Here is a 23602-nt window from a genome sequence, read left to right on the forward strand (position 1 = left end):
ATCTTTTGGTATAATGGTCTTGTATGGGCAGGTACCGCTGCCCCCGTGACCAACCATCAGGAGGGATAGTATGAGGCACTTTTCCACCGTGCCGTTTGCCGGCACACCCGAACAGGAAGGGCAGTTGAAGGCCTGGCTGGACGAAAACCGGGACACGCCGGGCGCGCTGATGCCCGCCCTGCAGAAGGCCCAGGAGATCTACGGCTACCTGCCCATCGAAGTACAGCGCATGGTGGCCGAGGCGCTGGGCAAGCCCCTGGCCGAAGTGTACGGCGTGGCCACTTTTTACAGCCAGTTCAGCCTGACGCCCAAGGGCAAATACCGCATCAGCGTGTGTCTGGGCACCGCCTGCTATGTGAAGGGCAGCGGCAAGCTGTATGAAAAGCTGCAGGAGAAACTGGGCATCGCCGGCGGCGAGTGCACGCCGGACGGCAAGTTCAGCCTGGACGCCTGCCGCTGCGTGGGCGCCTGCGGCCTGGCCCCGGTGCTGATGGTGAACGACGACGTCTATGGCCGGCTGACGGTGGACGATCTGGACGGCATCCTGGCCAAATACCAGGACTGAGCGGGCAAAAGGAGGCCGGAGGGTGCAGGAACTTTCGATGAACCTGCTGGACGTGGCGGAGAACGCGGTGGCCGCCGGTGCAACGCTGGTGCGCATCGACCTTGCGGTGGACAACGCCGCCCGCCGGCTGCGGCTTTCCATCACCGACAACGGCAAGGGGATGGACCCGGCGCTGGCCGCCCGGGTGACCGATCCCTTCTGCACCAGCCGCACCAGCCGCAAGGTGGGCCTGGGGCTGCCCTTTCTGAAGATGGCGGCCGAGCTCACCGGCGGGCAGCTGACGCTGGAGAGCGAAGAAGGCAGAGGCACCGCCGTGACGGCGCTCTTTTGCACCGACCACATCGACATGCCACCCCTGGGGGACACGGCCGCCAGCGTGGCGGGCCTTATCCAGTGCAGCCCGGACATCGACTTCGTGTTCACCCTCACCGGGCCCGGCGGCGCTTTTTGCGCCGACACCCGCGAGATGCGGCCGCTGCTGGGCGGGGTGAGCTTCGCGGAGCCGGAGGTGGCCTTGTGGCTGCGGGAATATCTGGCCGAACACATCCGTGAGATTTTGGAAAAGGAGTAACGCTGTATGAAGAGTTTGCAGGAACTGGCGGCCATCCGGGACCGGATGCGCCAGACCGTGAATACCCGCGAGCCGGGCGAAAACCCCATCCGCGTGCAGGTGGGCATGGCCACCTGCGGCATCGCCATGGGCGCGCGGCCCGTGCTGAACGCCTTCACCGAAGAGGTGGCCCGCCGGGGGCTTTCCGGCATCATGGTCACCCAGACGGGCTGCATCGGCATCTGCAAGTACGAGCCGGTGGTGGAGGTGTTCGTGCCGGGGCAGGAGAAGGTGACCTATGTGCACATGACCCCCGAAAAGGCCGCCCGGGTGGTGGCGGAACATCTGGCGGGCGGCCATGTGGTGACCGAATACACCATCGGCCAGGCCGGCACGGAAGAATAAGGAGGCGAAGCCAATGTACAGAAGTCATGTCATGATCTGCGGCGGCACCGGCTGCACCTCCTCCGGCAGCGACCGGGTGGCGGCGGCCTTCGAGGCGGAGATCGTCACCGCCGGGCTGGAAAACGAGGTGAAGGTCATCCGCACCGGCTGCTTCGGCCTGTGCGCTTTGGGCCCCATCGTGGTGATCTACCCCGAGGGCACCTTTTACAGCATGGTCAAGCCCGAGGACGTGGCGGAGATCGTGGGCGAGCACCTCTTGAAGGGCCGCCCGGTGATCCGCCTGCTCTACAACGAGACGGTGGCCGAGGACAACTCCATCAAGAGCCTGGACGAGACCTCCTTCTACAAAAAGCAAAAGCGCATCGCCCTGCGCAACTGCGGCGTCATCAACCCCGAGAACATCGAGGAGTACATCGCCTTCGACGGCTACGCCGCCCTGGGCAAGGCCCTCACCGAGATGACCCCCGATGAGGTCATCCAGGTGGTGCTGGACTCCGGCCTGCGGGGCCGGGGCGGCGGCGGCTTCCCCACCGGGCGCAAGTGGCAGCTGGCCTGCGCCGACCGGGGCAAGGTGGAAAAATACGTCTGCTGCAACGCCGACGAGGGCGACCCGGGGGCCTTTATGGACCGCAGCGTGCTGGAAGGCGACCCCCACAGCGTCATCGAGGCCATGGCCATCGCCGGCTACGCCATCGGGGCAGACCGGGGCTATGTGTATGTGCGGGCGGAGTATCCCATCGCGGTGAACCGGCTGTCCACCGCCATCGCCCAGGCCCGGGAGTACGGCCTGCTGGGCCAAAACATCTTCGGCACCGACTTCTCCTTCGACATCGACATCAAGCTGGGCGCGGGCGCCTTCGTCTGCGGCGAGGAGACTGCCCTGATGACCAGCATCGAGGGCAACCGGGGCGAGCCGCGGCCCCGCCCGCCCTTCCCCGCCAAGAAGGGCCTGTTCGGCCGGCCCACCATCCTGAACAACGTGGAGACCTACGCCAACATCCCCCAGATCATCCTGAAGGGGGCGGACTGGTTCCGCAGCATGGGCACCGAGAAGAGCCCCGGCACCAAGGTGTTCGCCCTGGGCGGCAAGATCAAGCACACCGGCCTTGTGGAAGTGCCCATGGGCACCACCCTGCGGGAGATCGTGGAGGAGATCGGCGGCGGCATCCCCGGCGGCAAGAAGTTCAAGGCCGCCCAGACCGGCGGGCCCTCCGGCGGCTGCATCCCCGCCAGCCTCATCGACACCCCCATCGACTACGACAACCTGATGGCCATCGGCAGCATGATGGGCTCCGGCGGCCTGATCGTCATGGACGAGGACACCTGCATGGTGGACATCGCCAAGTTCTTTTTGGAATTTACGGTGGACGAGAGCTGCGGCAAGTGCACCCCCTGCCGGGTGGGCACCAAGCGCCTTTTGGAACTGCTGGAGAAGATCACCAGCGGCAACGGCACCATGCGGGATCTGGAGCGCATCGAGGAACTGGCCCAGTTCATCAAGGAGAACAGCCTGTGCGGCCTGGGGCAGACCGCCCCGAACCCGGTGCTCTCCACCCTGAAGTACTTCCGGGAGGAGTACCTGGCCCACATCCAGGACAAGCGCTGCCCCGCCGGGGTGTGCAAGGCCCTGCTCACCTACAAGATCGACGAGACCAAGTGCCGCGGCTGCACCCTCTGCGCCCGGGCCTGCCCCGCGGGCGCCATCAACGGCAGCGTGCGCAACCCCCACAACATCGACACCCTCAAGTGTGTCAAGTGCGGGGCCTGCATGGAGACCTGCCGCTTCGGCGCCATCAGCAAGGGTTAAAGGAGGACGGGAAGAATGGAAATGGTAAACCTGAAGATCAACAACGTGCCCTGCAAAGCGCCGGCGGGGGCCACCATCCTGGAGGCCGCCCACGAGATCGGCATCACCATCCCCACCCTGTGCTACTTAAAGGAGATCCAGCGGGTGAACGGCGCCTGCCGCGTCTGCGTGGTGGAGGTGAAGGGGGCGAAAAACCTGCTGCCCGCCTGCGTCTACCCGGTGAGCGAGGGCATGGAGGTGTTCACCAACACCCCCAAGGTGCAGGCCGCCCGCAAGACCAACCTGGAGCTCATCCTCTCTACCCACAACCAGGACTGCATGAGCTGCGTGCGCAGCGGCGACTGCGAGCTGCTGCGGCTGTGCAAGCAGTACGGGGTGGACAAATCCAACTCCTTCGAGGGCGCGATGCCCGAGCGCCAGGACGACTACAGCGCCCTGCACCTTTTGAAGGACAACTCCAAGTGCATCATCTGCCGCCGCTGCATCTCCACCTGCGCCGAGAATCAGGGCGTGGGGGTCATCAACGTGGTGGAGCGGGGCTTCAACACCCACATCGCCTGCGCCTTTGAGGGCAAGCTGGCGGACTCCACCTGCATCGGCTGCGGCCAGTGCATCAACGTCTGCCCCACCGGCGCGCTGGTGGAGCGGGACGACACCGGCAAGGTGTGGGCCGCCCTGGGCGACCCCACCCGCCACGTCATCGTGCAGACCGCCCCCAGCGTGCGGGCGGCCCTGGGCGAGGAGTTCGGCCTGCCCATCGGCACCAACGTGCAGGGCAAGATGGTGGCCGCCCTGCGGCGGCTGGGCTTTGCCGGCGTGTTCGACACCGACTTTGCCGCCGACATGACCATCATGGAGGAGGCTACCGAGTTTCTGCACCGGGTGAAGGAGGGCGGCCCCCTGCCCCTCATCACCAGCTGCAGCCCCGGCTGGGTGCGCTACTGCGAGACCTTCCACCCGGACTTCATCCCCAACCTCTCCAGCTGCAAGAGCCCCCAGCAGATGTTCGGGGCGCTGAGCAAGACCTACTACGCGCAAAAGATGGGCATCGACCCCCGGGACATCTACTGCGTCAGCGTGATGCCCTGCACCGCCAAGAAGCTGGAGATCGGCCGCCCGGACGAGTGCGCCGCCGGCGAGGGCATCCCCGATGTGGACGTGTCCATCACCACCCGGGAGCTGGCGCGGATGATCCACCGCAGCGGCCTGCGCTTCAACGACCTGCCCGACGAGGACTTCGACCCCGCCATGGGCGAGGCCTCCGGCGCGGGGCACATCTTCGGCGCCACCGGCGGCGTGATGGAGGCGGCGCTGCGCACCGCGGTGGAGACCCTCACCGGCCAGGAGGTGCAGCCGGTGGAGTTCGAGGCCGTGCGGGGCACCAAAGGCATCAAGGAGGCCACCTACCAGGTGGAGGACCTGACGCTGCGGGTGTGCGTGGTCAGCGGCACCGCCAACGCCGGCAAGGTGCTGGACATGGTGCGCCGCGGCGAAAAGCAGTACGACTTCATCGAGGTGATGGCCTGCCCCGGCGGCTGCGTCAACGGCGGCGGCCAGCCCATCCAGCCCGCCCCGGTGCGCAACTTCACCGACATCAAGGCCCTGCGCGCCAAGGCCCTCTACGATCAGGACGAGCACAGCCCCGTGCGCAAGAGCCACGAGAACCTGCTGGTGAAAAAGGTGTATGTGGAGTTTTTGGGCAAGCCCGGCGGCAAGAAGGCCCACGAGATCCTGCACACCCACTACCAGAAGCGGGAGAAGTTGTATTGAGCGGGAAAATCCGCTAAAATAGACTGCAGAGCGCCGCTTTGCAGAAAGACGCGCGCCGGGCGGCGCGGGGCATCCCCCCGCGCTGCCCGGCGGCCCTTTTGGGGCGCGGCGCAACAGGGGCACGGGAGGCGGGCAGCGGTGAACGACATCAGCTTTCAGCAGATACTGTATTTTCGGGCAGCCATGCGCAGCACCAGCTTTTCGGCCGCCGCGAAACTGGCCTACACCACCCAGTCCACCATCAGCAAGGAGATGCGGGCGCTGGAGCGGGTGGTGGGCGAGCCGCTGTTCATTCGGGGCAAGCGGGGCAGCTTTCCCACCCAGCGGGCGGTGGAACTGGACATGGAGCTGACGGGGATCTACGACACGGTGGACCGCCTGCTCACCGGCTCCGAGGCCCTGGGCAAGGAGGAGCTCGGCATCGGCTTCTGCCAGAGCATCGATTTTCTGTCGGCCATACCCCATTTCTTCGAGACGCTGCGGGAATTTGAGGAGGAGCTGAACGTCCGGCTGGTCTGCCGGGAGAACAGCGAGGTGCTGAGCGGCGTTCTGGACGGCTCGCTGGACCTGGGGTTCATCCTGTCGGACTCCAACCCCGTGAACCCCAACATCAAACTGCACACGGCGGTGTCCGCCGCGCCCCGGGTGTACTTTTCCCGCAACTGCCCGCTGGCCCGGGCCGACAAGCCCCTCTCGCCGGAGGCCTTTTCCCGCTATCCCCTCATCACCACAAAATACCTGATCGAGCAGAACGGCTACCGGATGGTCAATCTGCTGCCCTTCACCCCCGCCTGGATCAAGATCGTGGACTCCTACGACGACGTGCTCCTGCATCTTGCCACCGGGCGCTACATCACCCTGCTGCGCCCCTATGTGAACCTGGCCAACAACGTGAACGTGGTGGGCTATGAACTGCCCGCCAGCTATTCCCTCAAGCAGGGCGTGTCGATGATCTGGCGCAAGGACAACAAAAACAGCCGGCTGAAAGCCCTGCTGAACAAACTGCGCCTTTACGACAAGCAGCCGTGAGGGCGCGCAGTCCCAGGAAACGCAAAGAAGGCCCCCGCGCGGTTTGCACCGCGCGGGGGCCTTCTTTGCGCTGAAAAAGCCGGCGGCCGCCCTCAAACGGGAGGCCGCCGGCCGGAAGCTGCCGGTCAGGCAGATTTTTTGCTGATCGCCCGGAAGATGAAATAGGCGGGGATGGAGGTGGCCATCAGGCCGATGCTCTTGAGCATCTGCGCGGGGGTGCAGGTGAGGCAGATGGCAAGGGTGATGGCAATGGCCAGGATGGTGGTGACGGGGTAGCCCGGCATCTTCAGGGGGCGCTTCAACTCGGGCCGCTTTTTGCGCAGCACCAGCAGCGACAGGCAGACAACGCATTCCAGGATGCGCCCGGCGAAGACGTTGATGGCCAGCAGGGTGCTGAAGGAGCCGGTCCACACAAAGACCAGCGCCACCAGGCAGATGAACAGGGTGGGCACATAGGGGGTGTTGAACTTGCTGTGCAGCCGGCCGAAGGATTTGAACATCAGGCCGTGCTGGCTCATGGAGAAGGTCACCCGGGGATAGCTCATGATGCCGCCGTTCAGCGCGCCGAAGATGGACACGCAGGCGCCGATGGTGACGATGACGGTGCCGGCGGTGCCGAAGATGGCGGTGCCGGCGTCCACCACGGGGGTCTCGCTGCCGGCCAGGGCGGCGAAGCCCACGGTGCCCACGCAGGCCACCGAGATCAGGATGTTCACAGCGATGACCACCACCATGCCGATGATCAGCGCCCGGGGCAGGGTCTTTTCGGGGTTCTTGATGTCACCGGCCATGTAAGCCAGCTGGTAGTAGCCGCCGAAGGCCAGGAAGGCGGGGAACGCCGCGCTCAGCACGCCGCTGGCGCCGGTCTGCGCGTCCGGCACCACGGTGGTGAAGTTCTCGGGCGAGAGGATGAAGAAGCCGCCCACGATCACCAGGATCAGCGCCAGCAGCTTGCCCACGGTGAAGATGTTCGCCACGGTGGAGCCCAGCTTGGTGCCGCAGATGTTCAGGATCATCAGGGCGAGGATGATGGCCGAGGCGATCATCTTGATGCCGGTGGCGGTGATGCCGGGCACCAGCTTGGCGAAGTTGGTGGCAAAGCCGGTGGCCAGCATGGCCACCAGCGGGATGTAGTTGCCGATGGTCATGGACCAGCCGTAGACAAAGCCGCCGGGCTTGCCGAAGGCCTCGGTGATGTAGACGTAGGGGCCGCCGGCCTCCGGTATGGCCGGGGCCAGTTCGGAGTAGACCAGGGCGCAGAGGATGCCGCTGGCGCCCGCCAGCACCCAGGCGATCATGAACGGGCCGAAGGAGCCCGCCGCCGCAGCCACGGTGCCGGGGGTCATAAAGATGCCCGAGCCGATCACGGCACCCACCAGGATGGACACCGCGCCGAACAGGCCGATCTGGCGCTTCAGTCCTGTCTCTTGTGCGTTCATCTCACACCTCTCCTTTCACGGTGCTCTTTTCCAGGGCGTGCTCGATGGCCCAGGGCGAGAGCTCCTGCCCGATGCCCGGCAGTTCCGGCACGCTGCAGAAGCCCTTCTCGTCGGGCTGGTAATCGTAGACGCCCAGGCGGATGTTCTTGTCGTTGCGGTTGGTGACGTGATGCTCGTGGATCACGAAGTTCGGGATGGAGGATTCCACATGGAGCGACGCCGCGATGGCGATGGGGCTGCCGCAGACGTGGATCTGGATGCCCGCGTCCACCGCCGCGGCCATGGAGGCGATCTTCATCGCCTCGGTGATGCCGCCGCAGGTGCCCAGGTCGGGCTGGTAGATCTGGTAGGCGTCCTGCTTGATCAGGTTCGCGTAGTGGTACTTGCCATACACCCGCTCGCCGCCTGCCTGGGGAATGGCGGAAAGCTTGCGCACCGTCTCCAGCACCTGCAGGTTCATGGGGGTGCAGGTCTCCTCCATGAACATGATGTTGTAGGGCTTGATGATCTCGCTCATCTCCACCGCGGACACCGCGTCAGTGCGGGCGTGGTTCTCCACGATGATGTCCACCTTGTCGCCCACGGCGCGCCGCACCGCGCTCACCCGCTCGTCGATCAGGGCGCGCACCTCCGGGTGGATGGGCCCCTTCAAAAAGCCCAGACGGCCGCCCTGCGCGTCATAGGTGATAAAGTTGATCTTGATGGCGTCGAAGCCCTCGGAGACCGCCTTGAGGGAGTGCTCCACCAGGTCCTCTGTCTTGTAGCCCCGGTCGAACACCATGCCCTTGCCCCAGCCGAACTGAAGCTGGCTGGCGTAGGCCCGCAGCTTGTCGCGGCACTTGCCGCCCAGCAGCTTGTAGAGCGGAACGTTCAGCGCCTTCGCCTTGATGTCCCAGCAGGCCATGTCGATGGTGCTGATCGCGGAGAACATCACCGTGCCGCCGCCCTGCGCCCAGAAGGTCTGGGTGTACATCCGATCCCAGACGGCCTCCGTGGCCATCGGGTCCATCCCGATCACCAGCGGAGCCACTTCCTGGATCATGCGGTAGGATGCGCTGGCCCCCGTGTCGAACCCGACGGAAGCCTCGCCATAGCCATAGATCCCTTCATCCGTGTTGACACGGCAGACGATGGGCCGCCACCCGGGCGAGCCGCCATCCAGAAGGAAGGTGTCGATGCTTTGGATCTTCAAGAAAACTTACCTCCTCGTTTCACATCTGTCAGTACTGACCTTGCCTTCATTATACGGCATTCCGCGCCAGTCAGTCATTCCAAGATGGAATGGATCGCATTCCTTTTGCTCATAGCCCCTCCGATGAGGCGTTTCTCCTTTTCGCGCCCCGGCTCCCCATTCTGCGACAGAAAATTTAAATACTCACTGTAAAATTATAATACAATTACACAAAAACAGGCGGCGGTCCAACGGCCCGCCGTCTGTTTCGTGTGGTGCAAATTCCGTGGCGCTTCCCCCGCTAGGTATTCCAGCTTCGCCTTTTGGCAGAAGCCGCCCCCCGCCGCGCGCAAAAGGCCGCCGCCGGGGCGGACGGTCAAAAAAGGGCGGCGGACAAAGCCGTCCGCCGCCCTTTCGTTGTTTGCAATGCCGCTCAGTTCAGGATGGTGAGTTCGGTCTCGGGGTCGAACAGATGCACCTTGTGGGGGTCGAAGGCCACCACCACGTCGCTGCCGTTCTTCGCCTTGGAGGTGGGGGCCACGCGGGCGGTGAGCTTGCTGCCCTTGTAGTCCAGGTAGAGGTAGATCTCGCTGCCCATCAGCTCGCTGACCTCCACGTTGGCGGTGAGCTTGCAGTCGCCGTGCTTGGCCACGAACTCCTCGTCGTCCTTGATGTCCTCGGGGCGCACACCGGCCTTGACGGCCTTGCCCACATAGGCGTCCAGCTTGCCGTCGGCGGTCTTCTCCGGGGGCAGGATGATCTTGTCGCCGCTGAGATCGATCACATAGTTGCCGCCCTCCTTGTTCAGGGTGGCATCCAGGAAGTTCATCTGGGGGCTGCCGATGAAGCCCGCCACGAACATGTTGCAGGGCAGGTCGTACAGGTGCTGGGGGGTGTCGACCTGCTGGATGATGCCGTCCTTCATGACCACGATGCGGTCGCCCATGGTCATGGCCTCGGTCTGGTCATGGGTGACGTAGATGAATGTGGTGGCCAGCTTCTGATGCAGCTTGATGATCTCGGTGCGCATGCTGGTGCGCAGCTTGGCGTCCAGGTTGGACAGAGGCTCATCCAGCAGGAACACCGCCGGGTTGCGCACCATGGCGCGGCCCAGGGCAACGCGCTGGCGCTGGCCGCCGGACAGCGCCTTGGGCTTGCGGTCCAGCAGGTGCTCGATGTCCAGCACCTTGGCGGCCTCGCGCACCCGCTTGTCGATCTCGTCCTTCGGGGTCTTGCGCAGTTCCAGGCCGAAGGCCATGTTCTTGTACACGGTCATGTGGGGGTACAGGGCGTAGTTCTGGAACACCATGGCGATGTCGCGGTCCTTGGGAGGAACGTCGTTCACCAGCCGGTCGCCGATGTACAATTCGCCCTTGCTGATCTCCTCCAGGCCGGCGATCATGCGCAGGGTGGTGGATTTGCCGCAGCCGGAGGGGCCCACCAGGATGATGAACTCCTTGTCCGCGATCTCCAGGTTGAAATCCTTCACGGCGGTGACATCGCCGGGGTAGATCTTGTAGATATGCTGTAAGCTGATGCTGGCCATCCTTGCAAAACTCCTTTTCATAAATTATTCATTCATTGATGTGCGTTGACGTCACATCCTCTGTTTACTATAATAATACCAGGGATTTTTGCGGATTAAATAGTATTTTATTGATTTGAGGTGGCAAAAATTGATGTTCGATTGCACGCGGGTGGCGCGGCTGGAGCAGACGGCGGACGAGCAGTTCAGCCTGCCCCTTACCCTGCCGGGCGAGGGGCTGTGGGCGGGGGTGCTCTCCAGCGGGCGGTGCGCTTTGGAAAACGACGAGGCCCGGCTGGCGGGGGCGGGCAGCCTGCTGCTGGCGGCGGGGCCGGTGCGGCTGGTGCCCGCGGAGCAGTGTCACCTGCTGGCGGTGCGGCTGGAGGGGCTTGCCGTTCAGCTGTTCCTGCGGGGGCTGGCAGCGCCCATGTTCGCCGACGGCGCCACCTGTCCGGGGGCGGCGGCGCTGATGGCGGCGCTGGCCGAAGCCCCCGCGGCGGGGCAGGGGCTTTTGTGCTATCAGCTGCTGTGCGAGTTGGCCGGCGCGGACGCGGCCCGGCCCACGGTGCCGGCGCTGGCGGCGCAGGCGGTGGCGCTGATCCGGGAGCACTACGCCGGGCTGTACGGGGTGGACGAACTGAGCGAAGCGCTGGGGGTGAGCAAGAGCCACCTGGTGCGGGTGTTCAAGGCGGCCATGGGCACAACGCCCGGGCAGTATCTCACCGGGGTGCGGCTGGAGGCGGCAAAGCGGCTGCTGACCCGGCGGGAATACCCGCTGGAGGTGGTGGCCAGCCTGTGCGGCTTTTCCGGCGCGAATTACCTGTGCCGTGTGTTCAAGAAGGCCACCGGCATGACCCCCGCCGCCTTTCGGGCGGCCGCCGCGCCTGCCGCGCCCGCGGCGCCGCTGCCGCTGGAACGGGAATTGTATGTCTGACCGGCGCGCAATGGGTGATCCTGTGCAAAAAATAAAGCCTTTCTGGGCTTTCCTTTTGGGGCCTGACCCGGTATGATTAGGGTGGATACAACCCCCGGCGCGGGGCCGCCAAAAATCATCAAGAACGGAGTGCTTATCATGAACGTTGTCGTGACCAATAGCTATGACGAAAGCTGCGCCTATGTGGCCGATATGATCTGCCGGCTGGTCAACGAAAAGCCCGACTGCAAGCTGGGCCTTGCCACCGGCGGCACGCCCGTGCCCATGTACAAAAAGCTGATCGAGGCGAACCAGGCGGGCAAGGTGGATTTCTCCAAAGTGCGCACGGTGAACCTGGACGAATACTGCGGCATCCCCGCCACCCACGACCAGAGTTACCGCTATTTCATGAACACCAACCTGTTCGACCACATCAACATCGACAAGGCCAACACCTATGTGGCCAGCGGCATGGGCGACCCCCAGGCCAACGCGGCCGCGCTGGAGGCCAAGGTGCGGGAGGGCGGCGTGGCCGACCTGCAGCTGCTGGGCATCGGCAACAACGGCCACATCGCCTTCAACGAGGCGGCGGACAAGCTGCACGCCACCGCCCACATCGAAAAGCTCACCGAGAGCACCATCCATGCCAACTCCCGCTTCTTTGAAAAGGAGGAGGACGTGCCCACCACCGCCATCACCATGGGCATGGGGGACATTCTGGCCGCCAAGTGCGTGGTGCTGATCGCCACCGGCCTGGCCAAGACCGAGGCCATCCGGGGCCTGGTGATGGACGACGTCATCACCACCCACAACCCCAGCACCATGCTGAAGATGCACGGGAACGTGTATGTGGTGATCGACCGCGAACTGGCCGACGCCGTGGGCTACAAGGGCTGAGCCGAATCATACAAAAGGCGGGCTGCCGGCTGTTTGCCGGCGGCCCGCCTTTTTGCTGTTAAATGGTCCTGTTCTCGCTGTCGGAGGGCGCGTCCTCCTGATCCGCCTTTTGACCGGAGACCGTCCCCATGGCCCCCTCCGGCGCAGCGCCCGGATCGGTTACTGCCGGATCCCGCATTACCTCCGCGCGGCAGGCGGCCCGCAGCGGACCTTCGATGAGGATTCCCGCGGGCAGGCCGCTGAATCGATCCGCCCCGTTTCCAAGATTTGACATGGTCGTTTCCTCCTTTGTTCTACAGGCGGGCGGAGCCGGCCGGGGGGCAGGGGTCCGCTTCATAGAGCGTGCGGCACAGCTGCCTGCCCGCCTGCGTCCGGAACACCCGCTCCAGCGCCGCGTGCACGGCGTCCGGCCCCGCCTCGTCCTCGTAGAGGTTCACAAGGAAATCCGCCTCCACAAGGATCTGGTAATCCATGCCGTCAATATGGGTATAGGTGTGATGGTGCCCCACAAGGTAGCAGATCCGCTCCACGTCGGCCCCGTCGAACCCCAGTTCCGTCAGCAGCGCGCGGGCATAGGCCGGGCCTTCCTTTTCCTGCAGCCTGCCGTCGCAGCTGCCATACTTCTCCTCTGCCGGGCGGATGCCGATGTCGTGCACCAGCGCGGCGCATTCCACGAGCCACTGGGTGTGATCGTCCAGCTTCTCCATGCGCCCGATCAGCTGCGCGAAGCGGTGCACCTTCACAAGATGCTGGATCCGCTTTGCATCGCCCCGGTTGAACGCGAACATCCGCAGTGCCAGCCGGTCTATTTTCTCCAGATCCTGCACGGTTCCTTCCCCCTTTTTCCATATGTATACAGAAAGATCCCGGACGCGAAAGCGTCCGGGATCTTGGTGGGAGCGGGTGGATTCGAACCACCGAAGCAATTATGCAACAGATTTACAGTCTGCCCCCATTGGCCGCTCGGGAACACTCCCACATGTTCCGCGCTCAATCGAGTGCTTAACTATTATAGCAAGGAGGTCAAAAAAAAGCAAGTGTTTTTTTCTTTTCGGCGGATATTTTTTTGAGCGTTCCTCGGGAGGAGTCTTTCTGTTCAAAAATTCGTCACATTTATAGGGAATTTTTATGGTATGATAATATAGTAAAGTATTTAGCAGGTGAATCAATACGGCGGTCGCCGCCGGAAAAGGAGGCGTTTATCATGGCGGAAATTTCAGAGTACTCCCGCATCACCCCCCAGCTGGAGGCGTTGGCGGCCATCTGTCTTTCCAACAACCAGATCAACAAGGAAGACTATGTGCGCTACAACGTCAAGCGGGGCCTGCGCGATCTGGACGGCACCGGTGTGCTGGCGGGTCTCACCGAGATCAGCGAGATCATCAGCAGCAAGGTGGTGGACGGCAAAAAGGTGCCCTGCGACGGTGAACTGTACTACCGGGGGTATCCGGTGGAAAAACTCACCGGCGGCTTCATCCGCGACAAGCGCTTCGGCTTTGAGGAGACGGCCTATCTTTTGATGTTCGGCCAGCTGCCCACCGCCGAACAGCTGAAGGAGTTCAACGACCAGCTGGCTTTCTACCGCAGCCTGCCCACCAACTTTGTGCGGGACGTCATCCTGAAGGCCCCCAGCAGCGACATGATGAACACCCTGGCCCGCTGCGTGCTGACCATGGCCAGCTACGACGACAAGCCGGATGACATCAGTCTCGCCAACGTGGTGCGCCAGTGCATCGACCTGATCGCCATCTTCCCGCTGATCGCGGTGTACGCCTACCAGGCCTACAACCACTACAAGAACGGCAACAGCCTGTACATCCACACCCCCCGGCCGGACCTGTCCACCGCGGAGAACATCCTGACCCTGCTGCGGCCCGACGGCCAGTACACCCCGCTGGAGGCGCACATCCTGGACCTGTGCCTGGTGCTGCACGCCGAGCACGGCGGCGGCAACAACTCCACCTTTACCACCCATGTGGTCACCAGTTCGGGCACCGACACCTACAGCTGCATGGCCGCCGCGCTGGCCAGCCTGAAGGGTCCCCGCCACGGGGGCGCCAACATCAAGGTGGTGCAGATGTTCGAGGACCTGAAGGCCAGCGTGAAGGACTGGACCGACGAGGACGAGATCCGCGCCTACCTGCTGGGCTGCCTGGAGGGGCAGCGCTTTGACAAGAGCGGCCTGATCTACGGCATGGGCCACGCGGTGTACTCCATCAGCGACCCCCGCGCCACCCTGCTGCGCACCTTTGTGGAGCAGCTCTCGGAGGAGAAGCACATGCACGAGGAGTACGCCCTCTATTCCGCGGTGGAGCGGCTGGCGCCCCAGGTCATCGGCGAGAAGCGCAAGATCTACAAGGGCGTTTCCGCCAATGTGGACTTTTACAGCGGCTTCGTATATCGGATGCTGGGCCTGCCCACCGAACTGTACACCCCCATCTTTGCCATCGCCCGGGTGGCGGGCTGGAGCGCGCATCGCATGGAGGAGCTCATCAACATGGGCAAGATCATCCGCCCGGCCTATATGGCGGTGCAGCCCCACCGGGAGTATGTGCCGCTGGAGGACCGGGGCTGACCGCGTCGGAAAACAAACGATGGACAAGGAGGTTTCTTATGGGCATCGGTCTGGGACCGCACGCCGCGGGCCTCTTCGCGGGTCTGGGCTGGCTGTTCAACGGGGCGTTGGGCCTGTTGCAGGCGGCCGCCTGTGTACTGGTGATCCTGGCCTGCATCAAGTATCTGAAAAAATGACCTTTGTCAGAATCGCGGCCCCGCGGCGGCGCCCGCACGGCCGCGGCGCAAAAACCGCCAACAGCAAAACCGCCCGCCCCGAAATTCGGGGCGGGCGGTTTTTGTTTGTCTCAGCCCTCGCTCACGGGCGCACGATGACGCCCTTGGGGCAAACCTCCACGCACTGACCGCAGCCGGTGCACTTGGAGTAGTCGATGCTGGCCAGGAAGTTCTCCACCTTGATGGCCTCGCTGGGGCAGGTCTTCTGGCACTTCATGCAGCCGATGCAGCCGGTCTGGCACTCCTTGTTGGTGAGAGCGCCCTTCTCGGTGTTGTGGCAGAGCACCCGGGGTTTCTGCTCCATGTTGGCGGACAGCTCGATCACGCTCTTGGGGCAGGCCGCCGCGCAGGCGCCGCAGCCGGTGCACTTTTCCGGGTCCACCTTGGCGATGCCGTCCACCACATGAATGGCGTCGAACTTGCAGGCCTTCACGCAGTCGCCCATGCCCAGGCACCCGAAGACGCATGCCTTGGGGCCGCCGTACAGGGCAGCGGCGGCGGCGCAGCTGGAAACGCCGTGGTAATCAAAATTCTGGGTGCAGACGCCGGGTTTGCCCTGGCAGCGCACCGTCGCCTTGATGGTGGCGGTGGCGCCGGCCTCCACGCCCATGACCTTGGCCACCTCGGCGGCCGCCTTGGCGCCGCCGGGCACGCATTTGTTCACCGGCGCGCCGCTCTCCACAATGGCCTTGGCGTAGTCGGCGCAGCCGGCATAGCCGCAGGCGCCGCAGTTGGCGCCGGGCAGGCAGCCGGCCACCTCGCCGATGCGGGGATCCTCCTCCACCGCCATGAACTTGGCGGCCAGCACCAGAATGACAGAGCCCAGAAGGCCGGCCACGGTAACGATCGCAATAGCAAGTGCAATGTTCATCTCAGCCGCCTCCTCACATAGTACCGAAGATGTTTTCGACGATGCCGCCAAAACCGCCGAAGCTCAGCGCGGCCACCGACGCGGCCACCAGGGTGATGGGCAGGCCCTCAAAGCACTTGGGGGGCTGCGCGTCCTCCAGCCGCTTGCGCACGCCGCTGAACATCACCATGGCCAGCATGAAGCCCACGCCGGCGCCTACGGCGCACACCATGCTCTCGGCAAAGTTGTAGCCGTTGTCGATGTTCAGCACGGTGACGCCCAGCACGGCGCAGTTGGTGGTGATCAGGGGCAGATACACGCCCAGGGCCTTGTGCAGGGGAGGCATGAATTTCTTCATGATGACCTCCACCAGCTGCACCAGCACGGCGATGACCAGAATGAAGACGATGGTCTGCAGGTAACCCAGGTCCCACTTGGGGGTGCCGTCGGCGTTCACCGGGGTCAGCAGATAGGTCTGGATGGGCCAGGTGACGGCGGTGGCCAGGGCCATGACGAAGATGACCGCGCAGCTCATGCCGAAGGCGGAATCCAGTTTTTTGGACACGCCCAGGAAGGGGCAGATGCCCAGAAATTGCACCAGAACGTAGTTGTTCACCAGGATCATGGTGAAGAAGATAGCAGCCAAACCTGCCATTATTCATTGCCCCCTTTCGCGCCACAGGCGCCCCTGGAGGGGCAACCCTCGCAGCCGATGCTGCGCTTTCTCCGGTCGCCCAGCTTGGTCTCCACGAAGATCACCAGAGCCATCAGCAGGCCGAAGGTAAAGAAGCCGCCGGCGGGGCTGGTCATGAAGGTGAAGCGGTCGATGGACTCGGGGATGATCTTGATGCCGTACCAGGTGCCGGCGCCCAGCACCTCGCGGATGGTGCTCATGAGCAGCAGGGTCAGGGTGAAGCCCAGGCCCATGCCCAGGCCGTCCAGCGCGGAGTCCACCACGCCGTTCTTGGAAGCGAACATCTCGGCGCGGCCGAGGATGATGCAGTTCACCACGATCAGGGGCAGATACACGCCCAGAGCGGCGTCCAGGTCAGGCAGGAAGGCCTTGACCAGGTTCTGCACGATGGTCACGAAGGTGGCGATGACGGTGATATAGGCCGGCAGGCGAACCTGCTCGGGGATCACCTTGCGCAGCGCGGAGATGGCGATGTTGGAGCAGATCAGCACAAAGGTGGCCGCAAAGCCCATGCCGAAGGCATTGGACACCGCCGTGGTCAGAGCCAGCGTGGGGCAGGTGCCCAGCACAAGGCGGAGCACCGGGTTTTCCTTCACGAGGCCGTTGGTAAGAATTTTCAGTTTACCCATGGTTCAAACAGCCTCCTCTCTCAAGACGCGGACGAGGCGCTGGCGGCCCCGCTGGAAGCGGCGGACGCAGCCTCGCTGGCCGGGGCGCTGGTGGCCTCGCCGGCCGGGGCGCTGGTGGCCTCGCTGGCCGGGGCGCTGGTGGCCTCGCCGGCCGGGGCACTGGTGGCCTCGCTGGCGGGCGCGCTGGTGGCCTCACTGGCGGGGGCGCTGGTGGCGCCGGCCGCGGCGGCCATGTTGGGGTTCAGCGCCGCCATGGCCTGCACGCACTTGCGAACCGCCTTCTTCACGCCCACGGTGGACTCGGTGGCGCCGGCCACGGTGTCCACACCGTCCAGCCCGGCCTCACCGGTGATGCCGGTGTACTGGCCCAGGTAATCCTCGCTGCCGGCCACGTCGCCGATGCCCGCGGTCTGGGTGGACACATCCACCCACACGCCGGTGATGGCGCCATTGGCGTCAAAGCCCACCGCCACGGTCATGGGGGCGGTGGCGTACTCCCAGCCCTTGTCCTCGGCGTAGAGCACATAGCTGCCGTCATCGCCCTGCCAGGCCTCGGTCAGGCCCTCGGGGGTGTCGATCTGGGTCATGGAGGTGGCGTTCGGCGCCAGCTGCGCGCGCACTTCCTCCGGGCTGAGGGTCACGGGGCCCTCGTCCACCACAGCGGCCTGGCCCAGAGCCACCTCGTTGAAGCAGTTCATGGCGCTGGTCACCGCGGACGCGGCAGCCTTGGAGGAAACGGTGGCGCCGGTCATGGCGTCGATGTTGGTGCCCACCACGGGCGCCTCGCTCATGCCGATGAACTGCTGGGTGAAGGTCACGCCCTTCTCGCTGCCGTCCACCAGCTGCTGGCCGTAGCCGGAGGTCTCGTTGTTGGCCAGGAACTGAATGCCCACGATGGTGCCGTTTGCGTCAAAGCCCACGATCACGGGCACGTCGCCGCCGAAGCCCTTGCCGTAGGCCTGGATGGCCCAGCCGGCGCCGTTGGAGGCCTTCATCACGGCCTGGATGTTGCTGGTCTGGTAATCGGTGACCGCCTCAAAGGTGTCGGCGTCGGGCAGGACGGCATAATAGGCCTCGTTGGCCGCGGCGTCCTCCTGCGCCTTGATGATGGGGGCCGTCACCTCATTGACGGCGGCCAGCGCGCCGCTGGCCACCAGGCAGATGGCGCCCAGAACCACGATGGGTTTTACGATCTCGCTCCAGGTTTTGCCTTTCATGCCTTCTTCGCCCCTTTCTTGTGTTTTTTATAGCCCAGGGGCACCTGCCGGGTCAGATCGTTGATATACGGCACGAACAGGTTCATGAGCAGGATGGCGTAGGACACGCCCTCGGCCATGTTGCCGAAGGCCCGGATGCCAAAGGTGATCAGGCCCAGGCCGATGCCGAAGACGATCTTGCCCTTCAGGGTGAAGGGGCTGGTGACATAGTCGGTGGCCATGAACACCGCGCCGAAGAGCAGGCCGCCGGCCAGCACCTCGTGCAGCACCAGCATGGCCGCGTCCGCCGCGCCCAGCTCGCCCACATTGAGCAGGAAGCTGAACACCGCGTAGCTGCCCACATAGGTGACGGGGATCGCCGCGCTGATGGTGCGGGTGAACAGCAGGATGGCAAAGCCGATCAGGATGGCCAGGGCGCAGGTCTCGCCCATCACGCCGCCGTGGGTGCCCAGGAACAGATCCATCAGGGGGTACTTGCCCACGCCGCCGGGCACCTGCAGGGGGGTGGCGCCGGAGGCGGCGTCCACGCCCAGCATCAGGAAGGTGCGGGTGCACTTGTCGGGGTAGACCCAGGCGGTCATGCGGCTGGCAAAGCCGGTGAACAGCACGATGCGGGCCAGCAGCGCGGGGTTGGCAAAGTTCATGCCGATGCCGCCGAACAGCTGCTTGGCGATGACGATGGCGATGAACGCGCCCACCACGGCGATCCACAACGGCATGCTGACCGGCATGTTCATTGCCAGGATGATGCCGGTGACCACGGCGGAGAGATCCCCCACCGGGTTGGGCTTTTTCATCAGGAAACAATACAGATACTCGAACAGCACGCAGGCCGCCACGGTGACGCCGGTCACCAGCAGGGTGTTGGCCCCGAAGATGATGGTGCTGGCCGCAACACAGGGCAGCAGCGCGATGATCACGTTCAGCATCAGCTTGCGGGTGCTGGAGTTGTCCTGAATGTGCGGGGAGGCGGTAACATTCAAACGGTTTTCCATATTACTTGCTCGCCTCCTTCTTGGCAAATTCCTTGGCCAGGCTCATGGTCTGGGTGACCGGCCGCTTGGCGGGGCAGACAAAGCTGCAGCTGCCGCACAGCATGCACAGGTCGATGCACAGCTTGTTCAGCTCCTCGGCGTTCTTCTTGCTGAAGGCGCCCGCGATCACCACCGGCTCCAGGCCCATGGGGCAGGCGTCGATGCAGCGGCCGCAGCGGATGCAGGGCTGGGGAGCCGGCAGGGTGGCCTTCTGGGCGCTGAGCACCACCAGGCCGTTGTTCTGCTTGAGCACCGGAGTGGCGGGATCGGCCACTGCCACGCCCATCATGGGGCCGCCCATGATGATCTTGCCGATCTGCACGCCCTCTTTCAGGCCGCAGAAATCCAGCACCTCCTGGATGGGGGTGCCCACGATGACTTCAACGTTCTGGGGCTTTGCCACGGCGTCGCCGTCAATGGTCATCCGGCGGGTGACCAGAGGCATGCCGGTGGCCAGGTACTTGCCGATGGTGGACACGGTGGTCACGTTCAGCACGATCACGCCCGCGTCGGCGGGCAGGCCGCCCTGGGGCACCTCACGGCCGGTGACCGACTCGATCAGCACCTTCTCAGCGCCCTGGGGGTAGCGGGTGGGCAGAGGCTTGACCTCCACGCCGGCCACGCCCTTGGCCAGGCTGCACATCAGGTCGATGCACTCGGGCTTGTTGCGCTCGATGCCGATGAGGCACTTTTTGATGTCCAGATACTTCATCACGGCCTGGATGCCGCTCATCACCGTCTCGCTGTTCTCCAAAAACTCCCGGGCGTCGGCGGTCAGGTAGGGCTCGCACTCGGCGCCGTTGATGACCAGGGTGTCCACCGGGGTCTTGGGGCTCAGCTTCACGGCGGTGGGGAAACCGGCGCCGCCCAGACCCACAAGGCCGCAGGCCTGCACCGCAGCGATCAGGCTCTCCTTGTCGGTCACCACAGGCGGTTTCACCGCCGGGTCCACAGTCTGCAGCCCGTCGGGCTGGATGGTCACTGCCGGGCAGGATCTGCCGTTGGACAGGCGGATATCTTCCACACCGGTGACCGTGCCGGACACGCCGGAGTAGATGTTGGCGCCCACAAAGCCGCCGGCCTTGCCCACCAGGGTGCCCACCTGCACAGTGTCCCCCTTTTTCACCACCGGCGCACAGGGCGCGCCAATATGCTGCTGCATGGGAAGAACCACCTTGGAGGGAACGGGCATCCTGACCGTTTCCATCCCGGCGGTTCCTTTCTCATGCGGGACGCGGGCGCCCAGCGCCGCGCGCTTTAGCTTTTTCAACATAAGTTGAACGATCCCCCATTTCTGTTTGTCTCGGGCAGCCGTTCCGCCCGGCTGGCGGACGCAAAATGCCCGTTAACTTATATTTTAACATTTTTCTTTTTCAAGTCAACTGTTCCTTGTACCTTTCCCACTGGATAATTCCACCTTTTGCCGCCCTTTTGCCGGCACGAAAACTGTTTGCACAAACAGTGCGGGATGTGGTATACTATATAATAAATAGAAGTGCACTCACCCGGCGGGCGGCCTGCCGCCCGCTTTCGATACAAAAGGAGGTCGCGTTTCATGAAACTGCTTGGCAAACTGGTAATGCTCATGCTGGCCGCCGGGGCCGTGATCTTCGGCCTGGCCCTGCTGCGGGAGACCCGGCCGGATTACATCCCGGTGTACGACACCGAGGAGGACGATCTGTATTGATCTCCGGGGCCTGTTCCCCACCGAAAAAAGGACCTGCCGCGAGGCAGGTCCTTTTTTGTCTTGTACGAAACGCGGGTCAGCCCTCCCCTTCCGGGGCCAGCCGGCAGCTGCCTTTGTAGGGGGGCTTCGCGGTCACTGTGACCGTTCCGTCCGCCGCCGCGGCACAGGTGTACTGCTCCGGCTTCAGCGTCACCACCTCGGCCACACCGTCCAGGTTGCCGTCGGTGTAAAGGGTGACCTTCAGGATGCCGTCCGCCTGCCGCTCCGCTTCCAGGCCGGGGCGGTGCAGGGTCAGCTCGGCGGTGCCGGTGGTCTTGAGCAGCCGCCCGTCGCCGTCCACCGCCCAGGCCACCACCGTGAGGAACAGCGGGACGTGGGGCTTTTTCATCGCAGCGCCGGTGAGGTTCAGCACCAGGGTGGCCTCGCTGCCGACGCCCGCCACCACCGGTACCACCGCTTTCAGCCCCTCGGGGCATACGGCGGCGGGCAGGTAGTGCCAGCGCAGGCCCTCGCCGCCCGACACAGTGAGTTCGATGTCCACCGCCGCGCCCTTGGTGTTCACCAGGTCGTCGAAGGGCCGGTAGAGGGTGAGGCTCACCGAGGGGGTGTCCTCCTGGGGCAGGTCCGGCGTCTCCTCGGGCAGACCGCTCTGGTCAAGATCCTCCCGGCGCCGGGAGGCGGGCACGTTCTCCAGCACCGAGGACAGGCCGTTCAGCACCGCGGAGCCGCCCAGGCCCAGGGCCGCCGCGCCGGCGCTGACCGCCGCCGCGCGCCGCACCGCGGCGCTTCCCTCCCGCATCGGGATGCCGGTGGAGACCGCGTCATCCGCCATCACCAGCAGCGAGCAGCCGAACTCCAGGGGCGTATCCTCCAGGTGCTTCACCTCGTACGTCTCCCCCTGGAGCTGCCAGACAAGGCTCGCCTTGTTGCCGCTGCCCGCCCGGGGATACCCGATGCGCCATTCAACGGGCACGCCGCCCGACCTCCAGTCCGGATTAGAGGCCGGGATGTCGCCCCGGAAGGTCATCTCCAGCACCGCCTCCTTCGGCTGCGGCAGCTGTGCCGCCGGGTCGTCCAGCGCCTGCTGCACCAGCGCGTCGTATTCCAGCGCCAGTTCCTCCTCCGGGAACTTCCAGTCGCCATCCTCCTGTACCGCGCCCTCGGGCAGCGGGACCCGGGCTACCGCCTCCACCATGCAGCGCACCTGCACCTGAGCGTCCGCCGTGAGGTCAGGCCGGACGGCGGGCCAATCGTCGGACAAAAGCACACTGGCTTTGTTGCTGAGGCGCAGATCGGAAAATTCCATGTGGATGGTCACCTCCGACTTCGGCACCGGCCGGGCAAAGGTGACCGTGTCGCCGTCGCAGGCGAGGAGCATATACTCCTGCGCATTGTCCAGATTGGTATCATAGCGCAGCTTCGTGCAGGCCAGGAGGCCCCAGGAAGCGTAGGCGCTTTCCACCGCATTAAAGGAGGCGTCGGCGGTGATCTCATACCGTTTTCCTTTTTCCAGGAGAAGGGCGCCGTCCTGGGCGTCCCGGCCGCTGAGCGTCACCGAGGGGCGCGTTATGATGGAGTGGGCATAGTTGGTGCCCACCCGCGTCTGCTTCAGATATTCCCACTCCGTTTCCTCCGCGAACGCCGGCGCGGCGCAGGCAAGGCACAGGCCAACCGCCCCGGCCAGGGCCAGCGCCCGGCGAAAAAGCTTGCGGCTCATCATGCCCGCGCCTCCTTTCCGCCGGCAGGGCCGGCTTTCTTTTTCCGCCACCAGGGCATCACAAGGCAAAGCACGCCCCCCGCCGCCAGCAGGATGGGCAGGCCCCAGGCCAGCAGCGGCCAGACGAAGGCCGGCGCCATGGTCTTGGTGACCGAGACGGGCACCGCGACGGCCATGCCCACCGCGAAACCGGCAAAGATGCGGTCGATGAGGCTGCGGTTCACCGTATGCAGCGCCTTTTTGGCCAGCAGCAGGTTGAGCAGGGTGATGAGCAGGCCCCGCTGGCGGGCGATCTGACCGCCGATGCTCAGAAACAGCGCCACGCAGACCATGCTGTTCACCGGGCTGCCGTCGCCGGTGAGAAAGGGGTAGGCCGCCAGCGCCAGCGCGCCGCCCAAAAGGCCCGCCGCCAGCATGCGGGGCGAGCGGTCCTTCCAGAGCAGCTTCAGATTGGAATACTGGGGGATGCGGCTGAGCAGCTGGGCCTTGGTCTGGCTTTTCAGCTCGCTTTTCACGTTGTCCCGACGGCGTCCGTCCCACTTGCGGTGCATCAGCAGCCCCCGGAACAGGCTGTTGAAGCACACCAACAGGATCGCTTTGCCGATGGTGCCGCCCAGCGCGCTGCCCTCCATGCCGGCCAGCGCGCCGGTGAGAAAGTTCAGCGGCCACAGGATCGCCCACTGGATGCCTGCCGACCGCACCCAGCTGAGCACCAGCCACAGCACCGCCAGGATGGCCGTGGGGGCAAGGCTTGTCTTGAGGGTCTCCAGCATCGTTCTCCAGAATCCCGGTTTTTTCTTCATCTGCGGCTGTGCCGCCGCGTTCAGGGTCTCTTCCATGATCCTTCCCCTTTTCCCTTTTTTCCGCAAAAGAATCCGGCTTTCGCCTCCATTTTATCCAATTATAATACAGG

General features: G+C 64.5%; 24 protein-coding genes and 1 tRNA gene. 11 read left to right on the forward strand and 14 right to left on the reverse strand.

All coding sequences use genetic code 11. From position 1 onward, the window contains the following. Positions 1–70 precede the first annotated feature (70 nt). From nuoE to ACH2A7_RS05185, 6 genes are all read left to right on the forward strand, one after another. The gene (gene nuoE, locus ACH2A7_RS05160) at positions 71–565 is read left to right on the forward strand and encodes an NADH-quinone oxidoreductase subunit NuoE (protein ID WP_394960609.1); all 495 of its coding nucleotides are present in this window, start codon (positions 71–73) and stop codon (positions 563–565) included. A gap of 22 nt (positions 566–587) precedes the next feature. Continuing rightward, complete coding sequence (locus ACH2A7_RS05165) at positions 588–1136, forward strand: ATP-binding protein (RefSeq protein ID WP_394960610.1); 549 nt, start codon at positions 588–590, stop codon at positions 1134–1136. A gap of 6 nt (positions 1137–1142) precedes the next feature. Continuing rightward, positions 1143–1520: a (2Fe-2S) ferredoxin domain-containing protein gene (locus ACH2A7_RS05170; protein WP_394960611.1), complete on the forward strand. Its 378-nt coding sequence runs from the start codon at positions 1143–1145 to the stop codon at positions 1518–1520. A gap of 13 nt (positions 1521–1533) precedes the next feature. After that, positions 1534–3327, forward strand: a complete 1794-nt coding sequence (locus tag ACH2A7_RS05175) for an NADH-ubiquinone oxidoreductase-F iron-sulfur binding region domain-containing protein (RefSeq protein ID WP_394960612.1) — start codon at positions 1534–1536, stop codon at positions 3325–3327. A gap of 15 nt (positions 3328–3342) precedes the next feature. Continuing rightward, positions 3343–5097, forward strand: a complete 1755-nt coding sequence (locus ACH2A7_RS05180) for an NADH-dependent [FeFe] hydrogenase, group A6 (RefSeq protein WP_394960613.1) — start codon at positions 3343–3345, stop codon at positions 5095–5097. A 138-nt stretch (positions 5098–5235) separates the two neighbouring features. Continuing rightward, positions 5236–6126, forward strand: a complete 891-nt coding sequence (locus tag ACH2A7_RS05185) for a LysR family transcriptional regulator (RefSeq protein WP_394960614.1) — start codon at positions 5236–5238, stop codon at positions 6124–6126. A 125-nt stretch (positions 6127–6251) separates the two neighbouring features. On the opposite strand, the gene ACH2A7_RS05190 is transcribed toward ACH2A7_RS05185, so the two are convergent. The 3 genes from ACH2A7_RS05190 to ACH2A7_RS05200 form a co-directional block, all read right to left on the reverse strand. Next, positions 6252–7565: an APC family permease gene (locus tag ACH2A7_RS05190; protein WP_394960615.1), complete on the reverse strand. Its 1314-nt coding sequence runs from the start codon at positions 7563–7565 to the stop codon at positions 6252–6254. 1 nt (position 7566) lies between these two features. Beyond that, positions 7567–8757, reverse strand: a complete 1191-nt coding sequence (locus ACH2A7_RS05195; RefSeq protein ID WP_394960616.1) for a mandelate racemase/muconate lactonizing enzyme family protein — start codon at positions 8755–8757, stop codon at positions 7567–7569. A 412-nt stretch (positions 8758–9169) separates the two neighbouring features. Next, the gene (locus ACH2A7_RS05200; RefSeq protein WP_394960617.1) at positions 9170–10282 is read right to left on the reverse strand and encodes an ABC transporter ATP-binding protein; all 1113 of its coding nucleotides are present in this window, start codon (positions 10280–10282) and stop codon (positions 9170–9172) included. A 133-nt stretch (positions 10283–10415) separates the two neighbouring features. Between ACH2A7_RS05200 and ACH2A7_RS05205 the strand changes: the two genes are divergently transcribed. Next, entirely contained in the window at positions 10416–11195 is a 780-nt protein-coding gene (locus ACH2A7_RS05205) for a helix-turn-helix transcriptional regulator (protein ID WP_394960618.1), read from the forward strand. A 138-nt stretch (positions 11196–11333) separates the two neighbouring features. Next, complete coding sequence (gene nagB, locus ACH2A7_RS05210; protein WP_394960619.1) at positions 11334–12071, forward strand: glucosamine-6-phosphate deaminase; 738 nt, start codon at positions 11334–11336, stop codon at positions 12069–12071. Between the two features lie 58 nt (positions 12072–12129). Here nagB and ACH2A7_RS05215 read toward each other — a convergent pair whose 3' ends face one another. From ACH2A7_RS05215 to ACH2A7_RS05225, 3 genes are all read right to left on the reverse strand, one after another. Then, the gene (locus ACH2A7_RS05215; protein ID WP_394960620.1) at positions 12130–12345 is read right to left on the reverse strand and encodes a hypothetical protein; all 216 of its coding nucleotides are present in this window, start codon (positions 12343–12345) and stop codon (positions 12130–12132) included. 19 nt (positions 12346–12364) lie between these two features. Further along, positions 12365–12898: an HD domain-containing protein gene (locus tag ACH2A7_RS05220; protein WP_394960621.1), complete on the reverse strand. Its 534-nt coding sequence runs from the start codon at positions 12896–12898 to the stop codon at positions 12365–12367. Between the two features lie 64 nt (positions 12899–12962). Beyond that, positions 12963–13048: transfer RNA gene (locus ACH2A7_RS05225), tRNA-Tyr, on the reverse strand. Positions 13049–13275: 227 nt separating this feature from the next. Between ACH2A7_RS05225 and ACH2A7_RS05230 the strand changes: the two genes are divergently transcribed. Beyond that, complete coding sequence (locus ACH2A7_RS05230) at positions 13276–14646, forward strand: citrate/2-methylcitrate synthase (RefSeq protein WP_394960622.1); 1371 nt, start codon at positions 13276–13278, stop codon at positions 14644–14646. Positions 14647–14684: 38 nt separating this feature from the next. Beyond that, positions 14685–14822, forward strand: coding sequence for a hypothetical protein (locus ACH2A7_RS05235; protein ID WP_394960623.1), 138 nt, complete (start codon positions 14685–14687; stop codon positions 14820–14822). A 121-nt stretch (positions 14823–14943) separates the two neighbouring features. Here the strand turns inward: ACH2A7_RS05235 and ACH2A7_RS05240 are convergent, their stop codons facing one another. The 6 genes from ACH2A7_RS05240 to rsxC are packed head-to-tail and all read right to left on the reverse strand — an operon-like array spanning position 14944 to position 20558. Further along, entirely contained in the window at positions 14944–15732 is a 789-nt protein-coding gene (locus ACH2A7_RS05240) for an RnfABCDGE type electron transport complex subunit B (RefSeq protein ID WP_394960624.1), read from the reverse strand. Between the two features lie 13 nt (positions 15733–15745). Next, the gene (locus ACH2A7_RS05245) at positions 15746–16366 is read right to left on the reverse strand and encodes an electron transport complex protein RnfA (protein WP_394960625.1); all 621 of its coding nucleotides are present in this window, start codon (positions 16364–16366) and stop codon (positions 15746–15748) included. Then, the gene (gene rsxE / locus ACH2A7_RS05250) at positions 16366–17034 is read right to left on the reverse strand and encodes an electron transport complex subunit RsxE (protein ID WP_394960626.1); all 669 of its coding nucleotides are present in this window, start codon (positions 17032–17034) and stop codon (positions 16366–16368) included. The genes ACH2A7_RS05245 and rsxE overlap by 1 nt, the downstream gene beginning before the upstream one ends. A 20-nt stretch (positions 17035–17054) precedes the next feature. Further along, positions 17055–18251: an FMN-binding protein gene (locus ACH2A7_RS05255; RefSeq protein ID WP_394960627.1), complete on the reverse strand. Its 1197-nt coding sequence runs from the start codon at positions 18249–18251 to the stop codon at positions 17055–17057. Further along, positions 18248–19246, reverse strand: coding sequence for an RnfABCDGE type electron transport complex subunit D (locus ACH2A7_RS05260; protein WP_394960628.1), 999 nt, complete (start codon positions 19244–19246; stop codon positions 18248–18250). Before ACH2A7_RS05260 ends, ACH2A7_RS05255 begins: the two co-directional genes overlap by 4 nt. 1 nt (position 19247) lies before the next feature. After that, positions 19248–20558, reverse strand: a complete 1311-nt coding sequence (gene rsxC / locus ACH2A7_RS05265; RefSeq protein WP_394960629.1) for an electron transport complex subunit RsxC — start codon at positions 20556–20558, stop codon at positions 19248–19250. A 282-nt stretch (positions 20559–20840) separates the two neighbouring features. On the opposite strand from rsxC, the gene ACH2A7_RS05270 reads away from it, so the two are divergent. Further along, on the forward strand, positions 20841–20972 hold the full coding sequence (locus ACH2A7_RS05270) for a hypothetical protein (RefSeq protein ID WP_394960630.1): 132 nt from the start codon (positions 20841–20843) through the stop codon (positions 20970–20972). Between the two features lie 76 nt (positions 20973–21048). Here ACH2A7_RS05270 and ACH2A7_RS05275 read toward each other — a convergent pair whose 3' ends face one another. Together ACH2A7_RS05275 and ACH2A7_RS05280 are read right to left on the reverse strand one after the other, a co-directional pair. Continuing rightward, a complete protein-coding gene (locus tag ACH2A7_RS05275) occupies positions 21049–22689 on the reverse strand; it encodes a hypothetical protein (protein WP_394960631.1) in 1641 nt (546 codons plus the stop codon). Beyond that, on the reverse strand, positions 22689–23528 hold the full coding sequence (locus ACH2A7_RS05280) for a hypothetical protein (protein ID WP_394960632.1): 840 nt from the start codon (positions 23526–23528) through the stop codon (positions 22689–22691). The genes ACH2A7_RS05275 and ACH2A7_RS05280 overlap by 1 nt, the downstream gene beginning before the upstream one ends. Positions 23529–23602: the final 74 nt, after the last annotated feature.

Source organism: Candidatus Allofournierella merdavium (genome assembly GCF_944382735.1).
Taxonomy (GTDB): Bacteria; Bacillota; Clostridia; order Oscillospirales; family Ruminococcaceae; genus Allofournierella_A; species Allofournierella_A merdavium.